The following is a 16,022-nucleotide window of genomic DNA, read 5'->3' as shown; positions in this document are numbered from 1 at the left end:
TTAATAGATAGTTATGCAAATAAAATACGATCTACATGCAAGGATGTAAAGCCTGTTGTATAAGCTTATCTATTTCTCTTAATCATAAAAAGGCTTAGGATCGATCTCTAACGATGAAGGCGCGATCGCTCTTTCAATTTTGTACGCACTCGTTTTTAAATCCACCATCGTGACATCAATGTATCGTTTATACTTGCGGGAGTAGAAACATTTCACTTCTGGCTTTAATGCTTGAGATTCATTTGAAGACCAAACAATACCAACACGCCCATCGTTCAACTCGACAATGGAGCCGACGGGGTACATCCCAATGCAATTAATGAATTTGTAAACTAAGTCGGCGTCTAAATGAAATGGCGTTAGACTCAACAAGATTTTAAACGCTTCCGCAGAACTCATGCCTTTTTTGTAACAGCGATCAGCCGTTAGCGCATCGTAGATATCTACAATACAGCTCATACGGCCGTGAATTGGAATCTCCTCCCCCTTCAAGCCTCTAGGATAACCATTGCCATCTAACTTCTCGTGGTGCATCAAACAAACATCACGGCTTACGTCACTAAGTCCTTTTACGTGAAGGATTATCTCACCTGCGAACACTTGATGTAGCTTCATATGTTCAAATTCTTCAGGCGTTAGCTTCGCTGGCTTGTGCAAGATCTTATCATCGACTTTAATTTTACCTACATCATGAATAATGCCACCAACAGCAAGCTGTTTTAGCGTTGGCTTATCCAAGCCCAAGTACTTACCGAATGACACTAAAAGACAAGCGACATTGACGGAGTGTTCCAATAAGTAAGAGTCTTTTTTTCGGAGTGCAGAGACACACTGCAACGCATCTGAGTCAATCAAAACACTTTCAATGACATCGTCAGCCCAAGCTTCTACTTCATCAACTTCAATGATTTTTCCTTCAAAAGTTTGATTCAATAGTTTCTGCGCCAAATCTTTTGCTTCGGCGATCAGCTTTTTGGCTCGCTTGTGTTGGATGTCTCTCGAACGATAAGTTCGTTGACCCCTCTTAAAATCGGAGTGTTTCTGCTCTCGCGTCTCTTTAGTGGCATCAGTTGATTCATCTACAGGCTTGAAGACACACTGCTGCGAAGATAATGTTTGATCTACCCAAACATACTTTACGCCACTTGTAGCAAGCTTCTTAATGCCTTCAGGGCTAGATATTCGCCCCGCATTGGCTAAATTGACGCGCTTGTTGTGCTCTATCGCGGTGACAAACATACCAACGCCGATATCAGCGAGCGCAATTTTGATTGAATTTTTCGGATCGTACTGCATATAAAGAAGGCTTACTCGATATTAACGTCCGCATTATAAGAGATTTGATTACTTGGCGTGATAATAAATTTGAATTGATTACAATTAATGAGCATCCTGTCAATTAATAATCGGTCGCGCTCATTAAATCCTTTTTGTTATTATGGTTTTATCCAAGATAACATATATACAAATGACGTTAGAAAACCGCACATTGATACCGACACAACTGAAAATAACTTTAGGATAATTATTCATAAATATTTATAGATTGCGGACGGCATCAATAACTGTATTTTATAAATGATTTTTACTGTTGACTATTTTTTATAAATGTCGATGATTAGCCGCCTAAGCTTAGTATGTTATTAACCTAGTAGCGCATAAAATGATAGCCAAACAATTTGAACTGACACTTTTGTGATTGTAATGTACGCCAGCAGATCAACTCTATGTTATCAACCCCAACACTCATCTCTGATGCTAAAAGGCTCGAGGAGGAAATATCTTGACCACCATATTTGACCAACAAGTCTCAGATAGTGACCGAGAGTTCCTAAAAATCGTCGAAGAACGATTCATTCATATCTTCGATGTATTTAACGAAGGCCTCTTTTACATGGATGAGTTTGGCACCATGGTATTTTATAACAAGGGCTTTTATGAGCAGCTTGGTATCAACGCTGGTCGAATCAGCTTAGAGCAATGGTTAGACCTTGTTCACCCTCTCGATCGAGAAAGACTCTCCACTCGGGTCGATGCTCACATCATTACCAACAACACGAGGGTCACAACGACCTACCGCGTGCGTAAACCCAATGGACAGTACGTCTGGATTGAAGGCGTAGCCATGACCAAAGAAACAGAACATGGTCATTATATGGTTGGTAGCCACCGTGATATTTCTGAACGCAAGCTGATGGAAAGCTACATTCATCAAGTCGCATTTCATGACAATGCGTCAGGTATGGCTAATCGCGCCCATCTCTTGCTGGATATTGAAGATAGTGTGCGAGCCACTGATTCTTGTGCATCTATCTGTTACATTCAGATAGAAGAGATTAAATCTTACTTAAATCAATATGGCAGCGAGTTGGTCGATGGGTTAGTGGAAAAATTGCTACAAACTCTCAGTCACCTACCTTCTCCAAATAGTTCTGTATATCGCGTACATGATGATGACTTTGCGATTTTGATTCACGATGAATGCTCGGTAGAAACGCTGCAAAGTTACGCCGAAAGTTTAAAGGAAACCTACCACGAGGCAGTGATTGAAGAGGGCCAATACTTAGGAAGTAACATTAGTATTGGTTTGTATCCTTGCATAGATCCAAGTCACTCAGCAGAGGAAATATTACGTAAAGCAGCACGAACTTGTCAGTACGCAAGCGAGCAGAATAAAGACCGTGTTGCGGTTTACAGTGAGAAAACTCAGCATGCCGTAGACCGTTATTTCTTTATTGAGCAAGGTCTAAAAAGTGCACTTGAAAAACAGACATTAAGCGTTAAGTTTCAGCCAATTATTGACGCCAAAAGCTCTAAAGTAGTGAGCTTCGAATCTCTGGTTCGCTGGCGTAGCAAAGAGTTTGGCGAAATTTATCCAGACGAATTCATCCCCGTCGCAGAGAACAAAGGTTTGATTGTCGAACTCGGATATCAAGTCTTTGCCAAAGCGTGTGAATTTATCAAAAACTACCGTGAGCGTTACCAAAACCAAGTTCGTGTAAACGTGAATGTTTCTGTACTTCAGTTAATGAACAGTGAATTCCCTGCGCGAATTAAAGCCATGGCGGATGAGGTTGGTGTCGATCCTGAGTCTATTGTGTTGGAACTAACAGAAACGTTTATTTTGGATAATAATCAGACAGCCATTGCCCCTCTGAATACCCTCAGGAAACTAGGATTTGCACTCTCTCTGGATGACTTTGGATCGGGTTACAGTTCATTAAATAGCTTCTTCGACCTCCCGATGACACAAATCAAAATTGATAGGTCGATGGCGTGGAAAACACTAACCAACCGCTCTTCACAAGAATATCTGAAGTTTCTTATCACTATGTGCCAGGAAAATAATATTGAAGTAGTGATTGAGGGAATTGAAGACGCCAAAATGTGTGAATTTTTTACCGAAATGGGCGTCGATTATCTGCAAGGTTATTGGTTCTCTAAGCCACTTTCTGTTGCCAGTGCAAGCCGCTATTCGTTGAGTTAAGCATACTAGAGCAATATTCCGCACGGCCACGTTAAACATGCTGAACTATTCACTATAGATTTCAGACACTAACTGGCCGTGACGAAAACAAGCTTAATGTCTCCCGATTAACGTAGACGTTCAAACACCACACTCTGATCTAAATGTTCGTGATACTGAGTGTAATCTAAGCCCACATCAAAGATATATTGGGTCACCAAGTTTCTAACGCACTCAATCAATTGGCTCGCTTGCCATGGTTTTTCAAAGTAGCGATCAATACCTGCGGAGTTGATCGCATTAATCGTATCGGTGTGCGTCGCTTGCCCGGTAAGAAGCACTTTCCTCGTAAAGCCAAAACGACCGTCTTTTGATACATCGGTCAGCAGTTCTACTCCCGTTTTACCTGGCATCACATGATCGGAAATAATCAATGCGATCATCTCGCCTTCTGCATCAAATTCATCCATCAGTTCTAGAGCCTCACCTGCTGATTCGCAGTCTTCGACATTCAACCATTGATTTAACGGCTCTAAATCTTGTAGAACCGCGCTTAGTACCTCTCGTTGGTCATCAACGCAAATTACATTAAGCTTCTCCATGTTCACCCTCTACTGGTAACTTGATTCTAAAAATCGTTTTTTCACTGTCGCTCTTTACCACAATAGAGCCGTTATATCCGGCGATAATGCGCTTCACAATCGACAGACCTAACCCTAAACCAAACGACAATCCCCCCTTTTTAGTGGTGAAGTTTGGCCGGAAAATTTTTCTACGTGTCGCTTCATCAATTTCTGGTCCATTGTTAGCAATCGTGACCAAAATTTTACCCTTACTCTCCCGAGTATGTATTTCGATACCGGGTTTCTCCGTTTCACCAAGTGCATCGCACGCATTCTTTAATATATTTACCCAAACTTGGACGAGTTCGGTTTGAGAACCAATAAAAGCAGGTAAATCCGCAGGGCTAAAACGAACACTCACTCGTCTTAAGTCACTTTGCAATAGAGCCAAGGCGCGATTGATTGAATCATTGATGTTAATCGCTTCATCCAAGTCGATATCCGTGCGCCCCAATTGTTTTACGGATCGCACAATGCCAACGGTATGTTTAGAAGCGATGCGTAAGTCATGGAGATCTCGCCCCATTTGCCAGAAACGTATCGCTTCTTCTGGTCTTTTTAGCCAATGTTCCGAAAGGAAATTATTTGGAACGGCACGTGCAAGATCACGAGCAACCTCCTTGGTTAAACCGTAGTATTTTTCGAAGTGGCGCCCCCGCTTTCTCGCTTCGCTAGAAGAGACTTGCTGCCCTTGCATTAAACCAAAATCAAAAAATTGACTCGCTTCCGGATGAACTTCTTCAAGCAGTTCCATGATAACTGTCTCTAGCCGTTCTGATTTACTGCTTACAACGCCTATCGCATTGTTCAACTCATGAGCAATACCCGCTGCAAGCTGCCCCAACGTTGTCATTTGCTCTGCGGTATGAAGCTTTTGTAGCGCTTTTTCTTTAGCTAATGCCTCTTGCATTGCACGCCGTTGACGACGAGATAATTCGTTAACCATCACAGGCATAAATTGTGTCGTCAATGGTCCGTATGTCGCCTCTTCCACGGCGGGCGTATCACGCTGTATCCAAGCCAATTCAACATCGGTTTGAGCAATCACTGTCGAAGAGGCAGTCCACGTACCAGAAAAGAAACTATGTACGCCAATAAACGCACCTTGAGACGCAGAAAATACCTGAATCGGTTTCTTGTCATCTTCCGCGTAATAGCCCGCCAGTTCTCCCGACAGCACATAGTACAAGCGATCGTTGTAGCCAGCTTTCTCAATAAGCACCGACCCGGATAGAACCGTTAATCGGCGTTCAAGGTGATTAAAGTAGCGTTGTACTAACGCGTCTAACTTCGTTTCGTACATACTGTTATCCAATATGCCCAACAGTATGTAAAATCCACACCATCACAAAGCTGAGTAATACGCCAATCACGCCTAGCACGGCACCGATACGAGCCATTTGGCCGCTCTCGACATGCCCTGTTGCATGAGCTAACGCGTTTGGTGGCGTACTGATTGGTAACGACATACCGAGTGAAGCGGCAAATGTCACGACCAAGATCAGAGTAACTTCACCGCCGAGAGGCGTTAACGAAGCCATAGAGGTACCTAACGCAGCCATAATCGGCATCAGCAAGTTTGCTGTGGCTGTATGCGACATAAAGTTTGCCATTAACAAGCACAAGAAAGCCGCACCAAACAAGACAACATATGGCGAGAACTGATCAAACGGAATGCTGTGTACCACCAGCTTCGCAAGCCCGGTTTTATCTAGAGCAAGACCCAGAGCAATACCGCCTGACACCAACCAAAGCACATCCCAAGAGATTTTCTTCAAGTCTTCTTTGTTGATGATGCCCGTCAATGAGAACACTGCGACCGGAATTAATGCTACTGTGTAAGAATTCATTCCATGTGCAGAACCCATCAACCAAAGAATAATCGTGCCGGCAAAGGTGACGTAAACCATTATTGCTTTGGGTGTTTTCAAAAACTTGCTTTTAATGTTCAGATCGATGGTGGTTTGTTCGGCTTTATACAAAAAGCCAATCAGAAACCAGGCTAACGCCATCATCACAATAACGAATGGCACACCAAATACCATCCATTCACCAAACGTAATTAAGTTGTCACCAACCAAATATTTTAGGGCGATGGCATTCGGTGGCGTGCCGATTGGAGTACCAATGCCACCAATGTTGGCTGCAACAGGAATACACAAGGCGAATGCAATTCGACCTGGGTCTTTAGGCCCGAAAACCGCTATCACAGGGGTTAAAATGGACAACATCATCGCTGTTGTTGCGGTGTTTGACATAAACATGGAAAAAACAGCGGTGATCAGCATCAACCCCAGCATAACGAACTTTGGTTTTTGTCCAAATGGTTTGAGTAACACTCGGGCTAAGTTGACATCTAACCTGTACTTTGTCGCCGCCATAGCCAAAAAGAAACCGCCGAGGAAGAGCATGATAATCGGACTAGCGAAGGTCGCCATTATCTCGTTGTATTGTAATAGCTCACCAAAATGTGGCTGCCCTTCTTGCAAACGAAAGAGCACAATACCTTTATTTGATACAAGCAATAGCTCTAGGACAATGATCACAACCGAAGTGGCGTAGATTGGAATTGGCTCGAATACCCAGCAAAGTGCGGCAAGCAAGAAGATTGCAATCACTCTTTGCTGGACGATAGTAATGCCATCAAATGGGAACGCAGAGAGAGGCATTAACCAAACAAGCAATGGTATCAATGTTGGAACAACGTATTTGAGATAAGGGCGCATAGTACTACTTCTCTTCCTGAGATGGTTAGCCAGACACATTTGGCGTTTGGAACGCTATTACCCGCCGCAAAACCAAAACTTTCAGACTGTTTTTAAGCCTTCAGAGACGAAATGCGGTAATGGCGTTCCAGAGAAGATTATGTACACTGTTTTCAAACAAAACGTTGGTGCGAGATCAATGAACTCGTTTTCACATTGGAAAACATTTTATATCTGTGTTCAAGCTCACTAAATGCTCACTATTTAAGTTAAATATACTTTTCCATCATAAAGTTAGTTAAGGTTTCTCCCCTAACCTCAACATGTTGTCGAGACTTAACTGTGAAACCCATTTTCTCGTAAAAAGGTCGGGCGGTAATACTCACTTCAGAATACAGTCGTTTTATCCCCTGTACTTTCGCCTGTGAAAAAAGAAAAGACATCAAATCACGACCAACACCTTGTCCTTGGTATTCATGATGGCAAAAGAAATGATCAATCAAGCCGCCACCTTGCAAATCACAATAGCCAACGACCTGCCCTTCTATCTCCGCGACGTAGGGTTGAATATCGTCCATTTTTCGTTGCCACACATCGAGGTCAAAATCTGATGGTGCCCAAGCGGAAACTTGTGATTCCGTATAATCGCGACGATTAATGATTCGCACAGTATGGTAAAAGAGTGCCCACAGTGTTGGGGCATCCTCGGTGCGATAGCAGCGTATTGAGAGCATCAATTTCCTCATTCCTATTCAATAAATACTAAGCATTAACGCAAAGTGATACTAGTGAACTCATCATTTTCAATGCCAATCACTAAAGGCTTCCCAATCTGATCACTGTTCATCAATACGGTTGTATTCAGCTCTCGGCTTGATCTGCGTATATTGCTTTTTCTTATGATATGAATATTCACAATATAATCGGAATACTCCTTTGTGATTCCGCCGGAGAATTCTACGTGCTCACTTTCATTGTCTCGGACAATATGAAATTTTCGATTGGCTTGAATATCAGTACTGATGGAGGAGTCACCATAGTTCAGCACAACGGACGTTGGTTCGCTATCTTGATTGGCAAAACAGCCAAATGCGAACACGCTTAATGCGAGTATACTTTTTGATTTAAACATTAATTATTCTATTTCTAGTTATTTTTCTGCTATTTGCATGACCAAACAGCACTTGTTCTGTGAGCGCCTATTGTGCCATAGCTGAACGCTGACTCTAAACGCGCAAAAAGATGAGCGATGAAAATTCCGCCCAAAACAAGCAAATGTGAGACAATGTGAGGGCCCCAAACTCACTCAATCAGTCAAAATCCACTGTAAACCTCTGTTTTTTTAATGTTTTTAATTCATGTGGCCGTGTAAGGAATACATACAACCTCTTACTTTTTCATACGCAACTAGACGAATCGTTCGAGAAATACGGCATCGTCTATGCCACATGTTACAAATCGGCTTACCTTATTATTGCGTATGAACTGGAGTTATGGCACTAACTTCCCTCTCTCTTTTAATAAGGAGAGGATTTCAACTATCAGACTTGCCACGTTTTTATAGCTAAAATCAATAGAGCGTTACCAGCATCGGTTGGTCTAGGAGCAATAAATGAAAGACCCTCTCAACTTTACTCACCTTGTAAAAATTTGGCTCATGTCAATCGCGGTTATGCTGGGTGGATGCACTCAAGGAGATTGGCGTACCGCAAGCAGAGAACCTGCGGGTATCGCACCCGATCCTTCCAATGTCAAGCATGCTGTGATTGAGTTTTATGCCGCAGACGCGTTTGGTTGGCGAGGCTGGTTTGCCGTTCATACATGGTTTGCAATAAAGCCTGAAAATGCGAACGAATATACAGTGTATGAAGTAGTCGGCTGGAGAGTGAATCGCGGACAACCCGCTCTATATCAGTACCAAACTGGGACGCCAGATCGATATTGGTATGGTGCAAAACCAGAAAAGATCCTCTCCATACAAGGTGAAAAGGCCCGCCAGCTTATCCCTAAAATACAAAGTGTTATTAACCAATACCCTTGGGCTGAAGAATATACGCTGTTTCCAGGGCCAAATAGCAATACATTTCCGGCTTGGGTGGGTAAACAAATTCCAGAATTAGAGCTGAGCTTGCCGTTTCGCGCAATTGGTAGTGGTTACGCCAGCGATTAACAGCAAAGGTTAGTCACTGGCTCGTTTTATGTTCAGCATAAAGCGCAATATCTATTGTGCGTCGTCACCCAACTCCGTTCTATTTCTTCCATTATGTTTCGCTTTATAAAGTGCATTATCGGCGTCTTTCATTACCGCTTCAATTGGTGTGTCATTGCCTTTCCAGTGAGAAACGCCCAACGAAACCGTGACTTTACCAACCACCTGGAAGTCATGTTGTTCCACGTTGTGTCTAATACGCTCTGCAACATCCATAGCGTGGTTTACGTCTGTTTTTTCCAAAAACATCATAAATTCTTCACCGCCAGAACGACACAGGTGATCATTAGAGCGAGCTTGGTCTTTCATTAACTGCGCAAACTCTCTAAGTAAATTGTCACCCACGTCATGGCCATAGTTATCGTTTACGCTCTTAAAGTGGTCAATATCTAGCGCCAAAACAGAGAACGCGGTATTTTCCTGCTTAAACAAACCAAGAACTTTATCTAATCCACGTCGATTCAATAATCCAGTCATCGAATCTGTTAATGTATCCAGTTGCAGCTTATCAATGGTTTTTGACACGATACCAAATGCTTTAAGAAAGCTAAGCTTCAAATGTGAGACCTCAAAATACCAAGACTTAACCAGTTTGAGATCATCGATAGATGATGAATGTTCTTCGACACCTCGCACAGCACCAGCTAACTGCCAAAGTGGTCTAGAAATAAGAAGGGACAAGAACCAAATTAGCAGCAAAGTTAATAAACCAATTGGAATCGACTTAAGGAAAACATTCCACATCTGTTCATCTAGCACAGATAACGTCATCGATTTCGGGCGCTGAGCAACAATTCCCCACCCTGATGACTTTACTGGTGCATAACCAGCAAGCATTTCGACGCCGCGAGAGTTAACAATTTCTTTGTTACCGCTCTGCCCCATCGTCACCGCTTTGATTGCCTCATTATCGTCGATTACTTCACCAACTCTCGATTGATCTGGGTGATAAATCAGAGTGTTACTCTCATCGACAACGTAAAGGAAAGAACCATCTTTGTATGCGTGCTGGCTGAGTAACTCTGCGAGAATATTTTCTTTTTCTAGATAAATAGTGCCGCCGATATAACCTAAATATTCATTAGATTGAGAAAATATAGGGTATGAGATGGTTAACAAGTAATTTCCAGCGGGCGATATAAATGGTTCAGTAACAACCGGTGCTTGAGCGTTTAAAGACTGGCGTTTTCTTTCACCCACTAACCTTACACCTTTCACCTGAAGTGTTTCAGGTGATACAGAAATAATAACCCCTTTTGCATTAACGACAACCACGGAGTTAAATGATTTGGTTTGCGTTCTTAATCTCTCAGCCTCTTTATCAAGAAGCTGAGCGTCATGCATCTTGTCTTTTAGCACGTTCGCACTGTATTTTAGCTGCGACATTGAGCTTTCTATGAAAGAGTCTGTCATTTCAGACATTTTTTGGGCGTAAACACGGTTTGATTCTAACGTGTTATTGATGATGAGATCCCTTTGAACACGATAAATCGAGTAGAATGCGTTGATCAAAGTGACAAGCACACTGAACACACATAGGGTGACAATAAGATTTCTAAGATTGAGTTTTTCTTTTCTTCTAAAAGACATTGCCAATGGCCAACTTTGAAGGCTTTCTATATGAATGAGCGTATAGGTTATATGAAATTGATTTGATTTTCAGGTAGTAAGTTGGGATCAATGTTAATATTTGCTCACATTAAAGAACACTTTATGAGCTAAAAAGAGAATTCAGTAGCACGATAAAGAAACCGTGCTACTTTCATATTTGGCGTTTAAGAGGGTTTTGTCTCTGTCATCGTTTTTAATATCTCCACAACTAGCTGATGATCATCTAACTGCGGTAAACCCGATACCGTCACAACCCCAACCAAACCAGACCCAGAAAGCCGAATTGGGAACGCGCCACCATGAGCACAGTACTCACGAGCATCGAGATGAGGCTGGTTTTCGAAATCACGTTGCTTTTGCTTGTTGTACAGAGAAAGATAGTAAGAGCTGTGGCCATACCTTAACACTGAGTTTCGCTTCCTACGGACCCAATCTACATGATCAGCGCAGGTTCCTGCCATCGCGTATTGAAATAGCGTTTGTCCAAAGCCGTAAACCTCAATAGCAACAGCCGCGCCGCGAGCTTCAGCCTCTTCTTTTAGAGCGAGGCCGATAGACCACGCAATATGGTGATTAAATTCCGCCAACTGAAGTTCATGCTCTTGCAGGGCCACGAGTTCAAGCGTCAAACTCATGGTTTCACCTGAATCGTTTTACCCGTTTTACTGCTTTCCAATGCCATCTCAATCAGAGCGATATTCTGTACTGCTTGAGCGGCAGGAACCGGGTTATCAGTGCCCAAACGAATGGCGTCTGCCACACCAACAAAGTAAGCTTGGTACTCGCCTCTCTCCGTTTTGATAGTTTGCGCACCGTCTTCGTCGTAACGGACGCCGTATAACACCTCATCTTCTTCCGACCAAGCATCGTTTTCCGGCAAACGGCCTTCTTTTAAGTAGCCCTCTTGAGGATCTAATCCGAACTTTTCATATTTAGCTTCCGTACCCAATACTTTGTAGCGGAGATTCGGCTCTGGGCTATACAAGTTTGAATGCAAGTGCACAATATGCTCAGGGTAATGAAGTATCAAGTTGTAATAATCAATCGTCGTCGCGCCCGGACGCATCATTCGACATTGTGCGTCTATCGCATCTGGCAAGCCAAACAACACCAATGCTTGATCGAGAAGATGAGGAGCAAGGTCGAATAGAATACCACCACCATCTTGAGCTAGCTCTCGCCAGCGTTGACGAACTTCAGGGCGGTAACGGTCAAAGTGTGACTCGAACAGCTTTATATCACCTAACTTACCTTGTTCGATAAGAGATTTAACCGTGAGAAAGTCTCCATCCCAACGTCTATTGTGAAAAACGCTCAGCACCAGACCTTTCTCTTCCGCCAAGGCGATAAGTTCATTACCATCTTCTATCCGAGTAACAAACGGTTTTTCGACGATGACGTGTTTCCCATTGTTCAACGCACGCTTTGCAAGTTCGTAATGTACGTCATTTGGCGCAGTAATGATTACGAGCTCTGCATCACTATCATCGAGTAAAGTATTCGCATCAGAAAACCACTTAGCATCTGGCCAATCATTTTGAACCGCCTCCTGTTGACGCGAGCTTATCGCGCTCAGCGTTAAATTTGGTAGCGCTTTAATGAAGGGTAAATGAAACGTTTTTGCTGAATATCCGTAACCAATCACAGCGGTTTTTACGGGATCGTAAGCCATTCTAAGATTCCTTATTTCGGTGACACAACAATACATTCAATATCATTGTGATCGAGGAGTTGTTGAAAATCTGATTGAGGAGGATGATCGGTAATAATGATGTCGATCTTTGACAAATCACATACGTGGTGGAAATTGTCGCTACCAATTTTTCGGGATTCACAAACGACGATGACCTGCTGAGCTTGAGCAATCATCGCTTGTTTCATTGTTGCTTCTAACAAACTATTTGTTGTCAGCCCCCGGGATGACAATGCACACACGCCAATGAACGCTTTGTTCACGTGATAATGCTGCATTTGCTGCTCTGCTTGCGCCCCTAAAACTGCTCTGGCATAAGGGTCAAAGTGTCCGCCTAAGAAATAAACGTCCATTGTGTCGTTTGTCTCAGCAGCGGTCAGCACATCAATGCTGTTAGTAACGACGTTGAGCTTGTTTTCTCCACAATGTGCTTTTCCTGCATAGAGTGGGAGCAGAGATAAAATGGTGCTGGTATCAATAACAAGATGGTCGCGCTCATCCAACAACGCTGCGGCAGCTTGAGCCAGTCGATGTTTAACGTCACTCACGGGTCGACTCGCGTATGCCTCGGTATGGGAAGAGATCGGCGCAAGCATGACACCACCTCGTATTCTTTGTAACCCAGGTTGCTGACTCAACTTAACTAAGTCTCGGCGAGCTGAATCTCGCGAGATACCAAAGTACTCACAAACTTCAGACAACGTTACTTTGTTTTGCTGCTCCAGCTTCGCTCTGAGTGCTACGAGTCTTTCTTCTTGTGTCATAACTTAAATTCACTTAAGTGATTTTAAGTGAATTTGCCACAATAATAGAAAAATTACCAACAAAACCACTTACAACCAACTCAATTGACCAAAGGTTAACCAAAGATAAATGAGCAGCAAGGCAAAACTTCCTAGGACGGTACGTTCACTCAGCCCACATAGTTAGGCGTATGAAGTTTATTTATACCCGTTTAAAACAACTGGCTCATCTAGCCCTAACTTCACTCTATTTCTTTTAATAAGCGCTTTTGGTAGTGGAATAAACCCAGCATTTCGTACCTGTTGTGTATTGTGGTCGGTTGTAAGGAGTTCAAATAGCTTTGATTTTTTGATCTTCTGATTAGTGTCGAATTGTTTATTTATATAAACGTAATAGACCACGGAAAATGGATAGCGAAGAGAATAGATGCAATCTGTGCTCAAAGAGCATGAGTCATCGTTATGATGAACAGAGAGAGCCTTGTAGCTCGACCACTGTTCTGAGTATTTAAAATCGGAGTATCGCATATAAGCTTTGGCTGACAAGTCGTCGCTTAAAGCCCGTTTCAATCGGTCTTCATCAAGCATTTGAATCGATGATTGACAACCATTAGAGCTCACACCTGGGTTACTTAAACGCATCTCCCCGAAAGCATACGTATTTGCATCACAGCGTTTCAATTCACTAACGGAAACACTATCTACCGTACTCTTTTGACTATTGATTACGACAATAGCGTTTGCCATTAAAAACAAACGTGTAGGCCTGTGGCCTCTTTCTCGTTGAAATCGGGAGATGTTTTCATCTGACCATTTCTTAGATGTGATCGCAATAGAGGTTCCGTCATTTAGCATGTCGTTAAAACCACCAGACTGAGATGCAAGCGCTACATTTACACTTGGCTCATCTATCAATGTTTCTATCGTTTCTAGTATCTCTGGCTCGACAAAAATCGATGTTCGAGCCTCAGAGTCAGAAAATGCCAGCGGTGAAATCAAACATGAAGCTAGAGCAAAGAAAGGCAATACTTTAATTTTCATAATTCAACTCCAACTTCGAATTAGGTGTCAACTCGCTGTCCGAACTAAATATAGTCCACGCTTGTTCAGTACTTTCAGCTTTCGTGTTTACAACAGCAATTGTGCGCCTTTCCCGTTTTTTTAGTTGTACCGTCAATGCCGTATTCTGATAAAACTCTTGCTCTTCAATTCGATTATCTTGAATGCCGTTTCTCACTAGCAATTTTCGTATAGCTGCCGTTCTTTTCTTTGCCAACGCTTTGTTGTATTCGAGTGACGCTTCAGGGCTTGTGTCTCCTATCAGTATGACTTGCGCATTTGGGTTACTCTGAAGCAGTGCTTTCAATTCGCTTAGCGGCATATCATGAAATGGCGTTACCTGATGCTCATCCATCGCAAAGAAAAAACTGATCAGGTGTGTCTGCGAGTCGTTGACCCAATTCGCACAGCCTTCACTGTCAACAACGACACCTTTTGGCGTATCTGCGCAGTTATCTCGTTGGTTTATCACGCCATCACTATCATTGTCTTTAAGGTCGTTGTACTGGTAAGTGGTCAACGTCGTATTCGGTGATTCAGCACAGCCTGCTAACATAAAAACTAGAAGACTCGTCACTGCGAATTTATCCATTATTGTTCTCCTTCCAGTTCTCTGGATACTCAACTCGCAACGCATAAGTCAGAATCCCCATCGAGTTGAATAAACGGTAAGTGGCAACCAAATGATCGTACTTTGTTCGGGTATAGTTCCGTCTCGCAACAAACGTTTCAACTTTGGCATCTAATACATCTAACAAACTGCGTCGCCCTACATTGAACTGCTGGATGTACCCTAATTCAGTTACTTTCGCCGCATCAACGTTGACTTTTAAATACTCCATTTGCTGTTGAAGCAATGTATGTGCGTCCCATGCTAGCCTTACACCTTCATTCGCATCTAGTTCTGCATTTGCTCGAATAGCCCTCGCCTCCTCTACTCTCCAGGCGGATGACTCCACTCGGGAGTCTGTAGAAAAGCCGTTAAAAAGATCGTAGTTGACCGTCAGCATAACCTTTGCATCTTCGTTAATGCCTTCAATATTATCCACGTTGTCTGTTTTGTTGGCTGACAGCTCAAGCTTGAGCTCTGGGTAGTAATCCCCCTTTTCTCTTTTTACTTCATGTCGAGCCGCCTCTAAATCTTTCATCGCTGACTGTATGGATGGGTGCAACCTAACCGCTTGTTTGAGTGCTTCGTCAAGCTTATTCGGAAGCAACTCCTGCGGGTAAACAGGTTCAACTAAGTTTTGCGGCGCTCGACCAACCAAACGTACAAATCTTGTTCTAGCATCGGAAAGATTGTTTTGGGCGGCAATCAATGAGGACTGTGTTGTCGCGACACGCGAAGAAACCTGCGCTAAGTCGGAGTTGCTGGTTAAACCTTTTTCTTTTTTATCTAGAATGAAACGGTAGATCTCTTGGTGTTCATTTAGGTTTCTTTCTGTCAGTTTCATCAACTCTCGGGCATGTAAAACATCCACATACGCTCTGACAGTATCTAATGCAACATTTTCCGCAGATGCCAATAAGTCCAAGCGTTCAGCTTCAGCCTCGTAAGATAGGCGATCAACATCAGCACTTGTTTTAAATCCATCAAATAACAGTTGGGAGATTCTTACGCCCATCTCCGTTCTTTCTAATGTTCTATCTTCACTGTCGATGTAGTTTCCGTTGTTATATCGAGTACCTTCGTACCCTGCTGCTGCATACAAATTAACCTGAGGAAGAAATGAACCATTTATGGCATTTCGGTCTCGTACCATCGACTCATAGCGAGAATAGCGAGCAAGCAAACTGGGGGAGCTATCGAGAGATAACGTAACTGACTCTTCTAAAGTCAAAGCGTTTGGCGACGATGATACTGCAAACAAGACCAATAACGTTGATTTAAGCCGCATCTTATATCCTTATGT

At 42.9% G+C, this 16,022-nt stretch carries 15 protein-coding genes; 2 read left to right on the top strand and 13 right to left on the bottom strand.

Annotated features, from left to right (window positions below; genetic code table 11):
- Nucleotides 1–78 precede the first annotated feature (78 nt).
- Nucleotides 79–1,296 (bottom strand): HD-GYP domain-containing protein, encoded by a 1,218-nt coding sequence (locus H9L11_RS14115; RefSeq protein WP_025766705.1) that lies wholly within the window; start codon nucleotides 1,294–1,296, stop codon nucleotides 79–81.
- Between the two features lie 487 nt (nucleotides 1,297–1,783).
- Between H9L11_RS14115 and H9L11_RS14110 the strand changes: the two genes are divergently transcribed.
- Nucleotides 1,784–3,487: an EAL domain-containing protein gene (locus tag H9L11_RS14110; RefSeq protein ID WP_205390852.1), complete on the top strand. Its 1,704-nt coding sequence runs from the start codon at nucleotides 1,784–1,786 to the stop codon at nucleotides 3,485–3,487.
- A gap of 107 nt (nucleotides 3,488–3,594) precedes the next feature.
- On the opposite strand, the gene H9L11_RS14105 is transcribed toward H9L11_RS14110, so the two are convergent.
- From H9L11_RS14105 to H9L11_RS14085, 5 genes are all read right to left on the bottom strand, one after another.
- Complete coding sequence (locus H9L11_RS14105) at nucleotides 3,595–4,068, bottom strand: response regulator (RefSeq protein WP_005377744.1); 474 nt, start codon at nucleotides 4,066–4,068, stop codon at nucleotides 3,595–3,597.
- Nucleotides 4,055–5,392 (bottom strand): ATP-binding protein, encoded by a 1,338-nt coding sequence (locus H9L11_RS14100; RefSeq protein WP_132936637.1) that lies wholly within the window; start codon nucleotides 5,390–5,392, stop codon nucleotides 4,055–4,057. Before H9L11_RS14100 ends, H9L11_RS14105 begins: the two co-directional genes overlap by 14 nt.
- A 4-nt stretch (nucleotides 5,393–5,396) precedes the next feature.
- Nucleotides 5,397–6,815: an SLC13 family permease gene (locus tag H9L11_RS14095; RefSeq protein ID WP_017634015.1), complete on the bottom strand. Its 1,419-nt coding sequence runs from the start codon at nucleotides 6,813–6,815 to the stop codon at nucleotides 5,397–5,399.
- 248 nt (nucleotides 6,816–7,063) lie between these two features.
- Nucleotides 7,064–7,528 (bottom strand): GNAT family N-acetyltransferase, encoded by a 465-nt coding sequence (locus H9L11_RS14090; RefSeq protein ID WP_132936636.1) that lies wholly within the window; start codon nucleotides 7,526–7,528, stop codon nucleotides 7,064–7,066.
- A gap of 35 nt (nucleotides 7,529–7,563) precedes the next feature.
- Nucleotides 7,564–7,926: a hypothetical protein gene (locus H9L11_RS14085; RefSeq protein ID WP_132936635.1), complete on the bottom strand. Its 363-nt coding sequence runs from the start codon at nucleotides 7,924–7,926 to the stop codon at nucleotides 7,564–7,566.
- 480 nt (nucleotides 7,927–8,406) lie between these two features.
- On the opposite strand from H9L11_RS14085, the gene H9L11_RS14080 reads away from it, so the two are divergent.
- Complete coding sequence (locus tag H9L11_RS14080; protein ID WP_132936634.1) at nucleotides 8,407–8,964, top strand: DUF3750 domain-containing protein; 558 nt, start codon at nucleotides 8,407–8,409, stop codon at nucleotides 8,962–8,964.
- A gap of 51 nt (nucleotides 8,965–9,015) precedes the next feature.
- Here H9L11_RS14080 and H9L11_RS14075 read toward each other — a convergent pair whose 3' ends face one another.
- From H9L11_RS14075 to H9L11_RS14045, 7 genes are all read right to left on the bottom strand, one after another.
- The gene (locus H9L11_RS14075; RefSeq protein WP_005389121.1) at nucleotides 9,016–10,593 is read right to left on the bottom strand and encodes a sensor domain-containing diguanylate cyclase; all 1,578 of its coding nucleotides are present in this window, start codon (nucleotides 10,591–10,593) and stop codon (nucleotides 9,016–9,018) included.
- 185 nt (nucleotides 10,594–10,778) lie between these two features.
- Nucleotides 10,779–11,249, bottom strand: a complete 471-nt coding sequence (locus tag H9L11_RS14070) for a heme-degrading domain-containing protein (protein WP_005377751.1) — start codon at nucleotides 11,247–11,249, stop codon at nucleotides 10,779–10,781.
- Nucleotides 11,246–12,286 carry an oxidoreductase gene (locus H9L11_RS14065; RefSeq protein ID WP_033905227.1) on the bottom strand — a complete coding sequence of 347 codons (1,041 nt, stop codon included), beginning with the start codon at nucleotides 12,284–12,286 and terminating at the stop codon, nucleotides 11,246–11,248. Before H9L11_RS14065 ends, H9L11_RS14070 begins: the two co-directional genes overlap by 4 nt.
- An 11-nt stretch (nucleotides 12,287–12,297) precedes the next feature.
- Entirely contained in the window at nucleotides 12,298–13,071 is a 774-nt protein-coding gene (locus tag H9L11_RS14060; protein ID WP_033905226.1) for a DeoR/GlpR family DNA-binding transcription regulator, read from the bottom strand.
- Between the two features lie 177 nt (nucleotides 13,072–13,248).
- Complete coding sequence (locus tag H9L11_RS14055; protein ID WP_033905225.1) at nucleotides 13,249–14,091, bottom strand: hypothetical protein; 843 nt, start codon at nucleotides 14,089–14,091, stop codon at nucleotides 13,249–13,251.
- Nucleotides 14,081–14,701, bottom strand: a complete 621-nt coding sequence (locus H9L11_RS14050) for an OmpA family protein (RefSeq protein ID WP_033905224.1) — start codon at nucleotides 14,699–14,701, stop codon at nucleotides 14,081–14,083. Before H9L11_RS14050 ends, H9L11_RS14055 begins: the two co-directional genes overlap by 11 nt.
- Entirely contained in the window at nucleotides 14,694–16,007 is a 1,314-nt protein-coding gene (locus H9L11_RS14045; RefSeq protein WP_033905223.1) for a TolC family outer membrane protein, read from the bottom strand. The genes H9L11_RS14050 and H9L11_RS14045 overlap by 8 nt, the downstream gene beginning before the upstream one ends.
- Between the last annotated feature and the right edge of the window lie 15 nt (nucleotides 16,008–16,022).

This window comes from Vibrio sp. sp1 (assembly GCF_016920955.1).
GTDB classification, from domain to species: domain Bacteria; phylum Pseudomonadota; class Gammaproteobacteria; order Enterobacterales; family Vibrionaceae; genus Vibrio; species Vibrio alginolyticus.
Note: the sequence above shows the minus strand (reverse complement) of the source record. Positions and strands in the feature narration are given on the sequence as shown.